At 63.3% G+C, this 14,772-nt stretch carries 14 protein-coding genes, 1 tRNA gene and 1 pseudogene; 13 read left to right on the forward strand and 3 right to left on the reverse strand.

Annotated elements, in window-relative coordinates:
* Positions 1-213 precede the first annotated feature (213 nt).
* Complete coding sequence (locus AC3WWH_RS11140) at positions 214-1,524, forward strand: amidase (protein WP_058321800.1); 1,311 nt, start codon at positions 214-216, stop codon at positions 1,522-1,524.
* Between the two features lie 486 nt (positions 1,525-2,010).
* On the opposite strand, the gene AC3WWH_RS11145 is transcribed toward AC3WWH_RS11140, so the two are convergent.
* The gene (locus AC3WWH_RS11145; RefSeq protein WP_192495158.1) at positions 2,011-2,172 is read right to left on the reverse strand and encodes a hypothetical protein; all 162 of its coding nucleotides are present in this window, start codon (positions 2,170-2,172) and stop codon (positions 2,011-2,013) included.
* Between the two features lie 242 nt (positions 2,173-2,414).
* Between AC3WWH_RS11145 and AC3WWH_RS11150 the strand changes: the two genes are divergently transcribed.
* The 5 genes from AC3WWH_RS11150 (at position 2,415) to AC3WWH_RS11170 (ending at position 7,775) form a co-directional block, all read left to right on the forward strand.
* Complete coding sequence (locus AC3WWH_RS11150; RefSeq protein ID WP_058321799.1) at positions 2,415-2,924, forward strand: hypothetical protein; 510 nt, start codon at positions 2,415-2,417, stop codon at positions 2,922-2,924.
* A 144-nt stretch (positions 2,925-3,068) separates the two neighbouring features.
* Positions 3,069-4,202: a PspA/IM30 family protein gene (locus tag AC3WWH_RS11155; RefSeq protein WP_113398396.1), complete on the forward strand. Its 1,134-nt coding sequence runs from the start codon at positions 3,069-3,071 to the stop codon at positions 4,200-4,202.
* Positions 4,203-4,207: 5 nt separating this feature from the next.
* Positions 4,208-4,837 (forward strand): OB-fold-containig protein, encoded by a 630-nt coding sequence (locus AC3WWH_RS11160; protein ID WP_058321712.1) that lies wholly within the window; start codon positions 4,208-4,210, stop codon positions 4,835-4,837.
* A 20-nt stretch (positions 4,838-4,857) separates the two neighbouring features.
* Positions 4,858-6,531 carry a flotillin family protein gene (locus AC3WWH_RS11165; protein WP_063891455.1) on the forward strand — a complete coding sequence of 558 codons (1,674 nt, stop codon included), beginning with the start codon at positions 4,858-4,860 and terminating at the stop codon, positions 6,529-6,531.
* 356 nt (positions 6,532-6,887) lie between these two features.
* On the forward strand, positions 6,888-7,775 hold the full coding sequence (locus AC3WWH_RS11170; RefSeq protein ID WP_492376983.1) for a hypothetical protein: 888 nt from the start codon (positions 6,888-6,890) through the stop codon (positions 7,773-7,775).
* Between the two features lie 126 nt (positions 7,776-7,901).
* Here the strand turns inward: AC3WWH_RS11170 and AC3WWH_RS11175 are convergent.
* A tRNA-Ser gene (locus AC3WWH_RS11175) sits at positions 7,902-7,991 on the reverse strand.
* 294 nt (positions 7,992-8,285) lie between these two features.
* Here AC3WWH_RS11175 and rplU point away from each other — a divergent pair.
* The 4 genes from rplU to AC3WWH_RS11195 all read left to right on the forward strand — a co-directional run bounded on the left by rplU (position 8,286) and on the right by AC3WWH_RS11195 (position 10,303).
* Complete coding sequence (gene rplU, locus AC3WWH_RS11180) at positions 8,286-8,660, forward strand: 50S ribosomal protein L21 (protein WP_057254969.1); 375 nt, start codon at positions 8,286-8,288, stop codon at positions 8,658-8,660.
* A 33-nt stretch (positions 8,661-8,693) separates the two neighbouring features.
* Positions 8,694-8,963, forward strand: coding sequence for a 50S ribosomal protein L27 (gene rpmA, locus AC3WWH_RS11185; RefSeq protein ID WP_037470908.1), 270 nt, complete (start codon positions 8,694-8,696; stop codon positions 8,961-8,963).
* Positions 8,964-9,089: 126 nt separating this feature from the next.
* The gene (locus AC3WWH_RS11190; RefSeq protein ID WP_034802649.1) at positions 9,090-9,722 is read left to right on the forward strand and encodes a GNAT family N-acetyltransferase; all 633 of its coding nucleotides are present in this window, start codon (positions 9,090-9,092) and stop codon (positions 9,720-9,722) included.
* Entirely contained in the window at positions 9,719-10,303 is a 585-nt protein-coding gene (locus AC3WWH_RS11195) for a GNAT family N-acetyltransferase (protein WP_058321710.1), read from the forward strand. The genes AC3WWH_RS11190 and AC3WWH_RS11195 overlap by 4 nt, the downstream gene beginning before the upstream one ends.
* 39 nt (positions 10,304-10,342) lie before the next feature.
* Here AC3WWH_RS11195 and AC3WWH_RS11200 read toward each other — a convergent pair.
* Positions 10,343-11,177, reverse strand: a pseudogene (locus AC3WWH_RS11200) (endonuclease/exonuclease/phosphatase family protein).
* A gap of 118 nt (positions 11,178-11,295) precedes the next feature.
* Here AC3WWH_RS11200 and obgE point away from each other — a divergent pair.
* From obgE to AC3WWH_RS11215, 3 genes are read left to right on the forward strand one after another with little or no spacing between them, the layout of a single operon-like run.
* Complete coding sequence (gene obgE, locus AC3WWH_RS11205) at positions 11,296-12,318, forward strand: GTPase ObgE (protein ID WP_057254966.1); 1,023 nt, start codon at positions 11,296-11,298, stop codon at positions 12,316-12,318.
* Between the two features lies 1 nt (position 12,319).
* Positions 12,320-13,489: a glutamate 5-kinase gene (gene proB, locus AC3WWH_RS11210; RefSeq protein ID WP_058321709.1), complete on the forward strand. Its 1,170-nt coding sequence runs from the start codon at positions 12,320-12,322 to the stop codon at positions 13,487-13,489.
* Positions 13,482-14,765, forward strand: coding sequence for a glutamate-5-semialdehyde dehydrogenase (locus tag AC3WWH_RS11215; protein WP_058321708.1), 1,284 nt, complete (start codon positions 13,482-13,484; stop codon positions 14,763-14,765). The genes proB and AC3WWH_RS11215 overlap by 8 nt, the downstream gene beginning before the upstream one ends.
* The last annotated feature ends 7 nt before the right edge of the window (positions 14,766-14,772 follow it).

A 14,772-nucleotide genomic window follows, 5' to 3' on the forward strand; every position in this document is an offset into this window, starting at 1 on the left:
TGCCGATGTCAGCGGCGTAACAACGGCATGAAACTATTTGAACGGTTTGGCGACAGTTCAGTGAAGGTAGGGGCACTTCGCTCTGCATCGGAGCAATGGCTTTCGCTGCCAATGCTGCTATCAAAGTAGATAGCTCGGCAGCTTTCGCGAATCCGGGCAATGATCCCGCCTCATGCCGCCGCGCGGCGACACCGAAACCGACAGGTCATCATCGTGTCTCACTTTGCCAACACGCCCGCCCGCGATCGCCTGGAACAGATCCTGAGCCGGCTCAACGATCGCCAGCACGAAGAAAAAGCCTTCGTGCGCCTCTATGCGGAACGTGCCCGCGCGGAAGCCGATGCCGCCGACCGCCGGCGGCAAGGCGGCACGAGCCTTGGTGCGCTCGACGGCAAGATCGTTTCGATCAAGGATCTCTTCGACGTTGCGGGCGAACAGACGCTTGCCGGTTCCATCATCCGTCGCGATGCGGCACCGGCCCAAAGAGACGCGCTCGTTGTCCAGCGGCTGCGTGCCGCGGGTGCCGTCATCATCGGCAAGACCCACATGACCGAGTTCGCCTTCACCGCGGTCGGCCTCAACCCGCACTATCCGGTGCCCGGAAACGCCACCGACCAGCGGCTCATCCCCGGCGGCTCGTCTTCCGGTGCCGGGGTTTCGGCGGCCGAAGGCACCTGCGACATCGCCATCGGTTCCGACACCGGCGGCTCGATACGAATCCCCGCAGCGCTCAACGGCATCGTCGGCTTCAAACCGACGGCCAGCCGCGTTCCGCTCGATGGTTCCTTTCCGCTGTCGCCGAGCCTCGATTCGCTCGGGCCGCTCGCCCGAACCGTTGCCGATTGCGCGATAACAGACGCCGTGATGGCCGGTGAGCAACCGATACCGCCTGTCGCCCGCCCGATTGCAGGACTTCGCATCGGTATTCCCCGGGGAAGGCTGCTCGAAGAGCTCTCGCCCGAAATCGCCAATGCCTTTGCCGCAAGCCTCGACCGGCTGGCCAAGGCGGGCGCCGAGATCGTCGACTGTACACTCGATGACTTGATTGAGCGGCTTGCCGAAGCAACGCGAATCGGCTCGATCGCCGGCCTGGAAGCAAGCCGCATCCATGCCGGCTGGCTAAATGACGATGGTGCTCCCGTCGATGACAGGGTCAAGCTCCCGCTTCGCCGCCGCCTCACCGTACCGGATGCAGCCATCTCGGCCCTGTTGGAAACTCGGCGCGCACTCGCCGCCGCCATGGACGAGCGGCTTTCGCCCTTCGATCTCATCGCACTGCCGACGACACCGATCGCCGCCGTGCCGATCGCCAGCGTCGAAACGGACGTGGCGGAATACAACCGCGTCGAGGGACTGCTCCTACGCAATTGCCAGGTTGCCAACCAGTTCGATCTCAACGCCATCACCCTGCCGATGCCGGGTCTCGTGCGGCCGGCCGGACTGATGCTGGTTGGGCGAAACGGAACCGATGCGACCGTACTGGCCTCAGCCCTTTCGGCCGAGGCGCTGCTTCAGGAAAATTGAGCGTCGCCCGATGGTCATCGAATGAAACACCGGCCTGTAAACGGGCCGGTTCAGCAGTCGCTGTCGATAAGGACATCGAGCGGGCACGAATCCCGTCGAAATCGGACCCCGCAACGCCCTGTTCTCTACGGCCGATCGCTCGCGCCTTGATGCGCCAAGCATGCCGAGTGAAGTGCGCGCCGATTTTGCGACAGCGATATGCGATGAAGCAGAATTGATCGCGGCGCGCTTTAGCGTGAGCGCTTCAAGGCCCGAAGGATCAGCCAGACGGGTACGCCGATGATCAGCAGCGCCATGACCATATGCCAGATAGAAAATGTCATGCTCATACGCCTCCCCTAGCGCTGGCGATAAGCGGCCGCGAACTCTCCCGAAATCCGACGCGTCGCCGATTGGAACCCGGCCAGAATAGGATATCCATGATTCGATTCGCAACCGATGCTGGATTACGTTCCAAGAATACTTCGTGGAGGAGACACGCTCCGCTCAATGCATCGTTTCGCCGGAAATCTCGTCGCGGAGGATGCGGAAGGCATCTTCAAGCGCGGCGACCAGGACATCGGTCAGTTCGTCGCCGTCATTGTTCGCGAGATAGAGGGCAACCATCGAATCGGATGGGTCGCGGTAATGCTCGATATCGTTTGACATATCATTTGTCCTTCATTCGCCGTGTCACATCCCGGCCATTGCGGTGACGATAGGCGAAGGGACTTGCGTAAAGCTGGATGCATGACGTCCGGCGAAGGGCACAGCATGCAGCCTCGCGTTATTCTCCATGTGCTCCCTAACGGGATCGACCGACAAAGGATAGAGGATAGCGACCTATTTCGCTCGCGCCGGGCGCGCGGGCACGCTAGAGCATGGCGCGGACGAACGGCGCGGGAATGAGCATGTCGAAGAAAACCAAGAGCGACGAAACCGCTGACGTGCAGCGCCTGAAGCTCGATTTTCCCGATATCCACGCCGATCTCATGGCCGGCCGCATTCCGTCTCTGCGCAAGGCGCTTGTTGCGGCAGGGCTCAAGGACGAGCGCACCCGCCTCGACAAACTCAAGAATTCCTGGACCAAGGCAAGCCCCGCCGAGCGTGAGACTTTCCTGAAATGGCTAAGAAGCAATGGCGCCGTGGAAATGGCCTCCACACAAACTGAAATCGATCCGCCGCTCGTCGCGCACCAAGCCGCCGCGATTGCCAGCGGTCGCTATCTGCTTCCTGAAACGATCGCCGAAATCCGCACCATCATGAACCGCCGTCGTATGCGCGCGAACGACATCATGGCCGAGATGGGTTTTGCAGGCGACGACATGTCTCTCACCCGCGCTTTGTCCAAGGGCGCAAGCCTGCGACTGTCGGTCATCGCCGCGCTGGAAACCTGGCTCCGCAACAACGCGGTGGATTGAGTCCGCCGGGCGATTTCGCACCTCCGCCGGTCCCGACCCGCTTTTCGAGCGCGGCGGTCGTGGCCGCGTTCAATGTAAGAAAATTGCAACCTAAAACTGAGCCGATCCTTGAAAGCACAAAAGCGGTGCTTTATGTAATTGATTATGGCTCAGAGCAACCACACGTCGATCTTGTGCTACGACCTCGCGCCTGACGAGGAGGCCAGACACGCGCTGGAGGAAACTTTCGTCGCCTACGCCAATATGCTCGCAATGCTCGATGAACTCGCCGGAGAAAAGGCGGGGGCCAACCTCGTAACACTGCACGAGCTTGCCTACGAAGCGGTCCGCGAGCGCACGGGGCTTCCGGCGCGGATGGTCACGCTCGGACTGCGTGACTTCGCGGCGAACCGGGGACAGGTGGCCAACGGCGAAAGGCTGCCGCTGGACGACAAGCTTTTTGCAATCAAGGGACCGTCGGATCTGACCGTCGCCACCGTGCGCGGTCGCGTTGCCATCCCCTACGACGTCGCCGGCTATTCGCCCGGCACCTTGAATATCTTCGCCGCCCAGCTCGCTGCACAAGACGGCGGCTATCAGATCCACATCGGCGTCACCACGCATTCCGACCGAACGGAGAAGAAAATGATGACGAATGAAGGCATCCTATCGCGCATGGGCCGCTTGATCGCCGGTCTCGCCAATGCCGCCGTCGACAGGGCGGAAGGCAGCAACAAGATCGTGATCGTCGAACAGGCGCTCCGCGAAATCGACGCCGCCGCCGAGGAGGCCCGGGTCGATATCGGACAGGCGCGTGCCGAGGAATACCGCATCCTCAGCCGCCGCGACGAAATCGGCGACGATCTCACGAAACTGGAGGAAAAGATCCGGACCGCGATCTCCGCCGCCCGAGAGGACCTCGCCAAAGCCGGCGTCGCACGCCAGATCGATCTGGAATCGCAGCTTGCCGCTCTGGACAAGGCGCTGGCCGGCGCCCGCACCGATCTCGAAGAGGGCCAGCAAGCGCTGCAGGCGGTCCTCGCCACCCGCCGCGAAGCCGAAGCGCGGCTCGCCGATCTCAAGCGCAGCATCGCCCAGTTCCCCGAGAGCAAGGCTTCAGGCCTGGCAAAGGCCAGCCCCGTTGATGGTGCAGCCCGTGCCGCCGCCGCCGTCTCCCGCGCCACCGGGGTTCCGGGCGGAAATCACAGCGACAGTGTAGAACTGGACGAACTCGACCGCCTGCATCGCGACAGGGCGATCGAGGCAAGGCTGGCCGAGTTCAAGGCAAAGCAGCACTAACGCCCATGCTGTTCTTCCTCGCCCCGGAATCCCTGCCATTCGCGATTGCGGCGGTGATGCTGGCCGCCTTCACCGGCATCGAGATCCTCTGCCTGCTGCTCGGCTTTTCGCTGGGCGAGGCGATCGACAAGGCCTGGCTGGACAACCACAACGCGCTGGGCGGACTGATGTCCTGGTTAAATGTCGGCGGCGTGCCGCTGCTTGTTCTGCTGATGCTTTTCCTCGGCCTCTTCGCCATGACCGGGTTTGTCATTCAGGCGGTGGCAGGAGCCCTGTGGGCGCCGCTGCCGACGCTTGCCGCGGCCCTGCCGGCGCTCGCCTTCTCGCTACCCGCAGTTCGCGCGTCGAGCCGGTGGGTGGCGAAGATCGTCCCGCGTGACGAAAGCTATGTCGTCGACCTCGGCGATTTCGTCGGCCGCAGCGGCGAGGTCACCGTCGGTCCGCTGGACCAGGGCCTGCCGGGACGCATCCGCCTCAAGGATCGCCACGGCAACTGGCACGTACTGCGCGCACGGGCCGCCCGCAACGAGCAACCGATCGCCATCGGCGCACAGGTACTGATCGTTGATCGCGCATCAGACATTTTTATTGCGATATCCGCGCCGTCGGACCTGCTGACGCCGCCAAACCCTTAATCCTTCCCATCGGAGCAACCATGTTTTACGACCTCTTGGTGCCGGCCGGCATCGGCATTGTCCTGATCCTCGGCATCGGTTTTGTACTTGCATCGCTCTATACCCGCTCGAGCCGCGACGAGGCCTATGTGCGCACCGGCCTTGGCGGCCAGAAGGTGGTCCTCGACGGCGGCTCCATTGTGCTGCCGATCTTTCACTCGATCGCCCGCGTCAACCTGAAGACTCTCCGCCTCGAGGTTCGCCGCGGCGAAGGCGACGCGCTGATCACCAAGGACCGCATGCGCGTCGATATCGGCGCGGAATTCTATGTCCGCGTGAAACCCGATGCCTCCTCGATCGCGCTTGCGGCCCAGACGCTCGGCGACCGCACCAATGACGCGGAGCAACTGCGCGTGCTGATCGAGGCGAAGTTCGTCGACGGCCTGCGCTCGGTTGCCGCCACCATGAGCCTCGACGCGCTGCAGGAGCAGCGCATGGATTTCGTCAAGGCGGTGCAGGAGGCGGTCGGCGCCGACCTGCAGTCGAACGGTCTCGAGCTCGAATCCGTTTCGCTGACCCGCCTCGACCAGACGGATATCAAGCATTTCAACGCCAACAACTTCTTCGACGCCCATGGCCTTGCGGCGCTGACCCGCATCACCGAGGGCCGCAAGAAGGAGCGCAACGAGATCGTCCGCGACACGGAAGTCGCCATCGCCCAGAAGGACCTGGAAGCGCGCCAGCAGTCGCTGGCGATCGAGCGCACCAAGCGCGAGGCGGAACTGAACCAGGAGCGCGACATCGCCAACAAGTCGGCCGCCACCCGGGCCGAAACCGCGCAGCAGGAGCAGGCCGCCAAGCGCGCGGAAGAAGAAGCCCGCATTGCCACCGAACAGGCGATTGCCGAGCGCGAGGCGACCGCCAAGCAGGTTCGTGAAAGCGCCAACATCGACGCGACCCGGTCTGTCCAGCAGCGCGACACAGAAGCCAAGCGCGACCTGCAGATAGTCTCTCAGGAAAGCGCCATCGCCGTCGCCAACAAGAGCCGCGAGGAATCGGAAGCCAAGGCCAAGGCCGAAAACGCCCGAGCCCTGGCGATTGCCGCAGAAGAAAAGGTTGAAACCGCAAAGGCCGTGGAAATCGCCGAACGCGAACGCCAGATCGCCGTCATCGACGCCCGCAAGAACGCCGAAACCGAAGCAACGGCTGTGACCGTTGGCGCCGAAGCCGAAAAGCAGGCGGCCCTCGATCAGGCGGACGCGATCAAGACCCTCGCGACCGCCGAAGCCGAAGCGGCCATCATCAAGGCAAAGGGCGTTCTCGAAACCGGCAAGGCGGCGGCCGAAAGCGAGGCCCTGCTCAACGAAGCCCGCAACAAGCTGAGCTCCGCCATCATCGAGTTCGAGATCCTGCGCGAACGCATCCGCATCATTCCGGAAGCGCTGGCTGAAGCGGTCAAGCCGATCGAGAAGATCTCGGATATCCGCATCTTCGACACCGGCGGCATGCTCGGCCGCGGTGCAGGCGGCGAAGGCGCCAAGAACGGCATCGGCCTCGGCGACGGCCTTGCGGGCCAGCTGCTCGCCTACCAGGCCAACAAACCGGTCCTCGACCAACTGCTGAAGGAAGCCGGCTTCAACGGCGAGAACGCCATTTCCTCGCTGCTCGGCGACCTGCAGGCCCCGGCACCTGCGGAGAAATCGCCAAAGAAGTAAGGTACGACTGACGGGATCCCCTGGCCGCTTTTTTGGGGCCGGGGATCAGACAGTGAGCACAGTCACCGACGCTGCCGCTCCGACCGGGAAATCCGGCCTACGAGCTGGAGAACGTCCGCCCGCCTCGCTCCCTTTTTGGCGACAGGCCATGGGTCGGTCAAAATGCGGGCGCACCGTGGCGCGTGTTGCTTGCCCCGAGCGCCGCCGTTTCCGTAAGTTGCCGTGAACTGGGCAAATACACCCACAAGTGCTAATATTTTCGCGCCGAGGGTTCCAGACGAACCGGTCTCGCAGACGATAATCAGATAAACGCGAATTGTTTGCAGCCAATTGCCGCGCCGTCGGGCGACCGCTCCATGAGTGCTGTCGATGTCCGACGACATCAACGTGGAGGAAAAGCCAATGGCCTGGAGGAGATCTCAGGCGGGTTCGACAAGGTAAGCAGCACGGCCGGGCAGCTGTCTACCGAGCAAAAGGCAGCCCTTTCGGCACTGGTCGGGCCGATGATGCCGACGCTCGACGGGCCGTTCGACAAAGTGCTGGCCATCCCCGGCGTTTCGGACATCCTGAAGCCGACGATCGACGCATTGAAGGCCAAGCCGCCGGCCTGTCGGCCTGACAGATCGGCGCGCGCGCGAGAGAGAGAGAGAGAGAGAGAGAGAGAGAGAGAGAGAGAGAGCCGGCCTTTTGCGCGCTGCGCGGACCGGCGGCAATTGTCATCAACAAAATCGAACGAAGGAGGATCAGCCATGGCCGACAAATCGACATTCACCTCGGACGAATGGACGCTGCTCTTGGAGAGCGTAATGATGGCCGGCATTGCCGTGACGGCGGCAGAGCCGAGCGGCCTCTGGGGTATGCTGAAGGAGGGCATCGCCAATAGCAGCGCGCTTCTGCAGGCAAAATCGGATGCCGCAAATCCTCTTGTCAAAGCGCTTGTCGCCGACTTCGAAACCTCGGAAGGACGGACCGCCGCCCGCGACGGCCTGCAGGCAAAACTCAAAGGTACCAAGCCCCAAGAAATGAAGACTCGTTGCATTGAAACGCTGCGGCAGGCCCGAACCACCGTCGAGACCAAGGCGCCCGGCGACGCCGGGGCATTCGCCGCATGGCTGTACCAGATCAGCCAACGGGTGGCAGAGGCCGCCAAGGAAGGTGGCTTCATGGGCTTTGGCGGCGTTGCGGTGAGCGACGCGGAGAAAGCTACCTTGTCGGAAATATCGGTAGCTCTGAAAGTCGCCTGACGCAGGCCCTGCCGGAGCAGGTCACGTCGTGCAACGGGCCTTTGACGGAACTACGAGATTCGCGCCGCCATCTCTGGCCGTTTGACGAACTGCGGCATGATTGCGACGATTGAGTCGAAGAAAATATGGCGGAGAGGGTGGGATTCGAACCCACGGTACGGTTGCCCGTACGCCGCATTTCGAGTGCGGTGCTTTCGACCACTCAGCCACCTCTCCGCTTTGCTGGTCGGCGCTTGGTTAGCGCGGTCGGGTTCATAGCGGCAGATTCGGGTGCTGGCAAGTGCCTGTTTGAAGAATATGTAACGGCTCTGTTGCTTTCGCCTTGACACACACGCGCGATTCCTTGTAATCCGCGCAATGAAGTGGTGTGGCCTGGCCATTCCGCATCGGGTGTGATTTGCGCCCTTTCACCGGTGGATATCCTTTTGGGCATTCCACTCAACTGTCGACTGACAAAAAGACGGCCTTGTCCTCGGGCAGAGAGCCGGATCGAACATGAAAGGATAAAAAATGTTCGCAGTCATCAAGACCGGCGGTAAGCAGTACCGCGTGGCCGCCAACGACGTCCTCACCATCGAAAAGCTGGAAGGCGTTGCAGGCGACAAGATCGAATTCACCGAGATCCTGATGGTCGGCGTTGGCGCCGATGCAACCATCGGTGCTCCGTTTGTCGAAGGCGCCGTTGTCAGCGCTGAAGTTGTGGAACAGGGCCGCGCCAAGAAGGTTATCGCCTTCAAGAAGCGTCGCCGCCAGAACTCCAAGCGCTCGCGCGGTCACCGCCAGCACCAGACGACCGTCCGCATCCTGGACATCGCTGCTGCCGGTGGCAAGGCGAAGAAGGCTTCGAAGAAGACCGAAGCCGCCGCTGAAGCCGCTGCAAACTGAGTTCAGGGATCTAAGGTTTAAAGGAGAACACCAATGGCACACAAAAAAGCTGGCGGTTCGTCGCGTAACGGTCGCGATTCTGAGTCCAAGCGCCTTGGCGTGAAGAAGTTCGGCGGCGAAAACGTCGTTGCAGGCAACATCATCGTGCGCCAGCGCGGCACGAAGTGGCATCCGGGCGCCAATGTCGGCCTCGGTAAGGACCACACGATTTTTGCACTTACGGCCGGCAACGTGGACTTCCGTACGAAGGCCAATGGCCGCGTGTACGTGTCTGTAATGCCGAAAGCCGAAGCAGCGGAATAAGCCGGTAGCGCTCTAAAACAGCCGGCGTCTCATCGACCCGGCTGACGCACCTGATGGTTCCAAGCCAGACTTCAAAGGGGAGATGGGGCAATACCCAACTCCCCTTTTTCGTTTCTGGAGGAAACCATGCAAACCGAATTGTTGAGGGAAGACCAATCCCGGTCTCCCGAGCAGAGGCTGCGGCCCCAACGGTCAAGGACCGATTGCCCGATATTGTTGTCACCCCGGCTCGTTCTGCGCGCCCCCCATGAAGACGATATCGACGCCCTTGCCCATCTTGCCAACAATGCCAATGTCGCGACCATGGTCTCGCGCATGCCGCACCCGTATACGACGGCCGATGCCGCCGACTTCGTGCGACGCGCGAAAGCCGGCACGATTGGCAAGTGCGTCTACGCGATTACCAAGGCGGACAATGGCGCATTTCTCGGTTGCTGCGGTATCGAACCGCATCCCGACGGCAAGACGGCGGAACTCGGCTATTGGCTGGGCGAACCTTACTGGAACCAGGGATATGCCACCGAGGCGGCCCAGGTCCTGACCGACATGGCCTTCCGCACCCGCGACATCGACCAGATCGATGCGCGCTGCCGGGTCATGAACTTGGCATCCCGCCGGGTCATCCAGAAGTGCGGCTTCCAGTTCCAGGGAAGCGGCATGGTCGGCAGCCTGGCGCTCGGCGGCTCGATCGCCGTCGAATGGTACCGGCTCGACCGCAAGACATGGGTGTCCTTGAGAAGCTGGGGAGGCATGCGATGAACGCGCTCGTTTCCGAACGCCAGCGGGTCATCGCCCGCCCCGGTCCCGGGCCCTGCCCGGTCATCGAGACGAAGCGTCTTGTGCTGCGCCCGCATCGGCGAAATGACGCCGAGGCGATCGCCCAGTCGCTCGGCGATTTCCAGGTGGCGCGCATGCTTGCGCGCGTTCCGGCACCCTACGACCTGCAGGACGCGCTCGACTGGCTGACGGCGCAGACCTCAGGCCTCACGCCCGACTGGACATTCGCCGTCACCACTGGCGACGACGTGCATATCGGCTGTGTCGGCATCGAGCTCAGGCACGGCCAATGGCATGTCGGCTACTGGCTGAACCGCTTCTACTGGGGCAAGGGTATTGCCTCCGAGGCGGTCTATGCCGCGGTCGAGCGCTTCTTCCGCCGCATGCCGGAAACGATGCTGCATTCCGGCGTCTTTGCCGACAATCCGGGCTCGCTGAAGGTGCAGGAAAAGATCGGCTTTCAGATCACCGGCTGCACCCAGGTCTATGCGCTCGCCCGCAACGCCATGGTCGCGCATATCGAAACCCGGCTGACCGCTGCCGATCTGCACCGACCGCATTGAACGACATCCCCCGCGAAGCTCGCCTTTGCGGGGGATTTTTCATGAAAGCGTGAAGCCGACTGGCAGGTGATCGGAGCCCTTGGCGTCATATTCCGTCCAGGCGTCCGTCAACCGCGGAACGAGGCCGGCGCTTAAGAAACAATAGTCGAGGTGCATGCGTTTTTCGGGGTTTTCGGGATGAAGCCAGCTATAGCTTTCCGGCGTCAGTCGACCGAGATGGGCAAGCACGTCAACCGGATTCTCAAGCCGCAGCGAACGGCCATAGTAGGCATCGCGCGCACCCACCATGGTGTTATATTCCGGCGTCTCCGGCTCCATGTTGAAATCGCCCATGACGACGAAGTCCTCCGGATGCGGCGGCTCGGCAAGGCCGAAATCGACCGCCCCGGTGATCGCGCCACCTTCGAGCGGATAGCCGAGCAACCGGTCCTTCAGGTAGCGGATCTGGGTGATGCGCTCGGCGGGAAGCACATGATCGAGATGCACGGAATAGACCCGGAGCGGACCGCCGGGCGTCGCGATCAACGCCTCGGTCGCACCGCGCTGCAGGTTCATCGGGCTGATCGTGCGGGTGCGCGGCAGGGGGATCAGCCGCGTCGCAAGGATCGGCCAGCGCGACAGGATCATGTTGCCGATTGCCGAACTGGAAGCGGCGGCTGACGGCGCGGCCATCTTCGATCGTCGAGCCGACGTCGATATCGCAGGGCGCGTGAAAGGCCGCGAAATGACCCGGGAACAACTTTTCGAAGCGGGCGACGAGATCGACGTGATCGTTGCGATGAAAACCGCGCGTTACTTCCTGCAACGCAATGATGTCGGCGTCCCCGACCGAGGCCGCGATGCGTTCGGGGTCGAAGCGGCCGTCGAGACCGATACCGTATTAGATGTTGTAGCTGACGAACCGCACGATATTCTTTGACCTCCGAATAAACCGCCTATATCGATGGCGGCAAATTAAGACCGCGCACCTACACCGAACAGATGGCAGCCCAATGAAATTTCTCGACGAAACGAAAGTCTATATCCGCTCCGGCGACGGCGGCGCAGGCGCCGTCTCGTTCCGGCGCGAGAAGTTCATCGAGTTCGGCGGACCGGACGGCGGCGATGGCGGCCGCGGCGGCGATGTCTGGGTGGAGGCCGTCAACGGTCTCAACACCCTGATCGACTTCCGCTACCAGCAGCACTTCAAGGCCAAGACCGGCCAGCACGGCATGGGTCGCAACCGCACCGGCGCCGGCGGCGACGACGTGACGCTGAAGGTGCCGGTCGGCACCCAGATCTTCGAGGAAGACAACGAGACGCTGATCGTCGACATGGTGGCCGAAGGCCAGCGCTACCGGCTGGCCGCCGGCGGCAATGGCGGCTTCGGCAACGCCCGCTTCAAGTCGTCCACCAACCAGGCGCCGAACTGGGCCAATCCAGGCCTCGAAGGCGATGAGAAGACCCTCTGGCTGCGGCTGAAGCTGATCGCCGACGCCGGTCTGGTCGGCCTGCCGAATGCCGGCAAGTCGACCTTCCTCGCCGCCTGCACCCGTGCGCGTCCGAAGATCGCCAACTACCCGTTCACGACGCTCCATCCCAATCTCGGCGTCGCGACCATCGACGGCAACGAATTCATCATCGCCGATATCCCGGGTCTGATCGAAGGCGCGCATGAGGGTGTGGGCATCGGCGACCGCTTCCTCGGCCATGTCGAGCGCACCCGCGTGCTGCTGCATCTGGTTTCCGCCCAGGAAGAAGATGTCGCCAAGGCCTATAAGACGGTGAAGTACGAGCTCGAAGCCTATGGCGGCGGCCTCGAGGACAAGCCGCAGATCGTCGCGCTGTCGCAGATCGACGTGCTCGACGAGGACGAATTGAAGGTGAAGGCCAAGGCGCTGGCAAAGGCCTGTGGCGAACAGCCCCTTCTGCTTTCCGCCGCAGTCGGCAAGGGCATGACCGAGGCGCTGAGGGCGCTGCGCAGCGTCATCGTCGCCGCCAAGGCCGGCGAAGGCTTCGGCGAGGAGAACCTCTAAGATGACCAAGACCCGCAAGCCGCTTTTGAAGTATCGCCGGGTCGTCATCAAGATCGGGTCGGCATTGCTGGTCGACCGCGCCACCGGGCTGAAGAAAGCCTGGCTCGACGCGATGTGCACCGATATCGCCAATCTCAAGGCCAAGGGCGTCGAAGTGCTGGTCGTCTCCTCGGGCGCGATCGCGCTCGGCCGCACGGTGCTCAACGTGCCGGCGGGCGCGCTCAAACTGGAAGAAAGCCAGGCGGCCGCCGCCGTCGGCCAGATCGCGCTGGCGCGCGCCTGGTCGGAGAGCCTCTCGACCGATGCGATCGTCGCTGGCCAGGTCCTGCTGACGCTCGGCGACACCGAGGAGCGCCGCCGTTATCTCAATGCCCGCGCCACCATCAACCAGCTGCTGAAGCTCGGTGCCGTGCCGATCATCAACGAGAACGACACGGTCGCAACGACCGAAATCCGCTATGGCGACAATGATCGCCTCGCCGCCCGCGTCGCCACCATGGTCGGCGCCGACCTCCTGGTGCTGCTCTCCGATATCGACGGGCTCTATACCGCCCCGCCGCATCTCGACCCGAATGCCCGCTTCCTCGAAACGATTGCCGAGATCACGCCGGAAATCGAGGCCATGGCCGGTGGTGCCGCGTCCGAGCTTTCGCGCGGCGGCATGCGCACCAAGATCGATGCCGGCAAGATCGCGACGACCGCCGGCTGCGCCATGATCATCGCCTCCGGCAAGCCCAACCATCCGCTTGCAGCAATCGAAGAAGGCGCCCGCTCCTCCTGGTTTGCCCCCTCGGGTTCACCGGTGACCGCGCGCAAGACCTGGATTGCCGGGCAATTGCTGCCCGCCGGAACGCTCAGCGTCGACGCCGGCGCCGAAGAGGCGCTGCGCTCTGGCAAGAGCCTGCTGCCGGCCGGCGTTCGCGACGTCACCGGCAGCTTCAGCCGCGGCGATACCATCGCTATTCTCGGCACATCGGGCCGCGAGATCGCCCGCGGTCTCGCCGGCTACGACGCCGACGAAGCGCGCCAGATCGCCGGCAAGAAATCGGCCGAGATCGCCGCGATCCTCGGCTATGCCGGCCGCGCCGCCATGGTGCATCGCGACGATATGGTGATGACCGGAAAACGCGCCCAAGAAGGGGGCAGCCGGAAGGATGAGGTCCATGCTTGACGAGGTGAAGAACAAGGACGACGTCGAGAGCGTCATGCTGGAAATCGGCCGCAGGGCCAAGGCCGCCAGCCGACCGCTTGCCGTCGCCGGCGCCGAGCGCAAGCATGCCGCCTTGATCGCCATGGCCGACGCGATCGTCGCGCGCATGGGCGAGATTCTGGCGGCCAATGCCATCGACCTGGAAAATGCCCGCGAGACCGGCGTCGCCAGCGCCTTCATCGACCGCCTGACGCTCACCGAAGGCCGCATCCGCGACATGGCGAACGGCATCCGCGCCATCGCCGAGATCAAGGACCCGGTCGGCGACGTGATTGCCGAATGGGACCGGCCGAACGGCCTGCATATCGAGCGCGTGCGCACCCCGCTCGGCGTCATCGGCGTGATCTATGAAAGCCGGCCCAACGTGACGGCAGACGCCGGCGCGCTCTGCCTCAAGGCCGGCAATGCCGTGATCCTGCGCGGCGGCTCCGACAGCTTCCATTCCTCAGGCGCCATCCACGCCTGCCTCGTCGAAGGCCTCAAGGCCGCCGGCCTGCCCGAGCATGCCATCCAGATAGTGCCGGTTGCCGACCGCGCCGCGGTCGGCGCCATGCTCTCGGGTCTCGCAGGCACGATCGACGTCATCGTGCCGCGTGGCGGCAAGAGCCTGGTTGCCCGCGTCCAGAATGAAGCGCGCGTGCCGGTCTTTGCTCATCTCGAAGGTCTCTGCCACATCTATGTCGACGCTTCGGCCGACCTTGCCATGGCGGAAAAGATCGTCGTCAACGCCAAGATGCGGCGTACCGGCATCTGTGGCGCGGCCGAAACGCTGCTGATCGACCGCAACGACGCCGAGCGGCTGGTCAAGCCACTGTTGAGCGCCCTACTTGCGACCGGCTGCGAAGTGCGTGTGTCGGATGAGCTCGCAGGCTCAGTCGACGGACTGAAGGCCGCGACCGACGAAGACTGGGCAACGGAATACCTCGACGCCATCATCTCGGTGAAGCTAGTGGACGGCATCTCGGGCGCCATCGAGCACATCGCCACCTGGTCGTCGGCCCATACGGAGGCCGTCATCGCCGAGGATGCTGCGGTGGTCGAGCGTTTCTTTGCGGAGATCGATTCCGCGATCCTCCTGCACAACGCCTCGACCCAGTTTGCCGATGGCGGTGAGTTCGGCATGGGCGGCGAGATCGGCATCGCGACGGGCAAGATGCACGCGCGCGGACCAGTCGGTGTCGAGCAACTGACCTCCTTCAAGTATCGGGTGCGTGGTGCTGGACAGGTCAGGCCCTGAAGTGACC

This window comes from Ensifer sp. EB106-03-01-XG145 (assembly GCF_058792075.1).

Bases quoted from the DNA above. Each gene is read 5' to 3' on its own strand.
- AC3WWH_RS11165 (WP_063891455.1), top strand. From the start codon at position 4,858: ATGTTTTACGACCTCTTGGTGCCGGCCGGCATCGGCATTGTCCTGATC.
- AC3WWH_RS11150 (WP_058321799.1), top strand. From the start codon at position 2,415: ATGTCGAAGAAAACCAAGAGCGACGAAACCGCTGACGTGCAGCGCCTG.
- obgE (WP_057254966.1), top strand. From the start codon at position 11,296: ATGAAATTTCTCGACGAAACGAAAGTCTATATCCGCTCCGGCGACGGC.
- AC3WWH_RS11145 (WP_192495158.1), bottom strand. From the start codon at position 2,172: ATGTCAAACGATATCGAGCATTACCGCGACCCATCCGATTCGATGGTT.
- proB (WP_058321709.1), top strand. From the start codon at position 12,320: ATGACCAAGACCCGCAAGCCGCTTTTGAAGTATCGCCGGGTCGTCATC.
- AC3WWH_RS11160 (WP_058321712.1), top strand. From the start codon at position 4,208: ATGCTGTTCTTCCTCGCCCCGGAATCCCTGCCATTCGCGATTGCGGCG.
- AC3WWH_RS11155 (WP_113398396.1), top strand. From the start codon at position 3,069: ATGGCTCAGAGCAACCACACGTCGATCTTGTGCTACGACCTCGCGCCT.
- rpmA (WP_037470908.1), top strand. From the start codon at position 8,694: ATGGCACACAAAAAAGCTGGCGGTTCGTCGCGTAACGGTCGCGATTCT.
- AC3WWH_RS11170 (WP_492376983.1), top strand. From the start codon at position 6,888: ATGAGTGCTGTCGATGTCCGACGACATCAACGTGGAGGAAAAGCCAAT.
- rplU (WP_057254969.1), top strand. From the start codon at position 8,286: ATGTTCGCAGTCATCAAGACCGGCGGTAAGCAGTACCGCGTGGCCGCC.
- AC3WWH_RS11215 (WP_058321708.1), top strand. From the start codon at position 13,482: ATGCTTGACGAGGTGAAGAACAAGGACGACGTCGAGAGCGTCATGCTG.
- AC3WWH_RS11195 (WP_058321710.1), top strand. From the start codon at position 9,719: ATGAACGCGCTCGTTTCCGAACGCCAGCGGGTCATCGCCCGCCCCGGT.
- AC3WWH_RS11190 (WP_034802649.1), top strand. From the start codon at position 9,090: ATGCAAACCGAATTGTTGAGGGAAGACCAATCCCGGTCTCCCGAGCAG.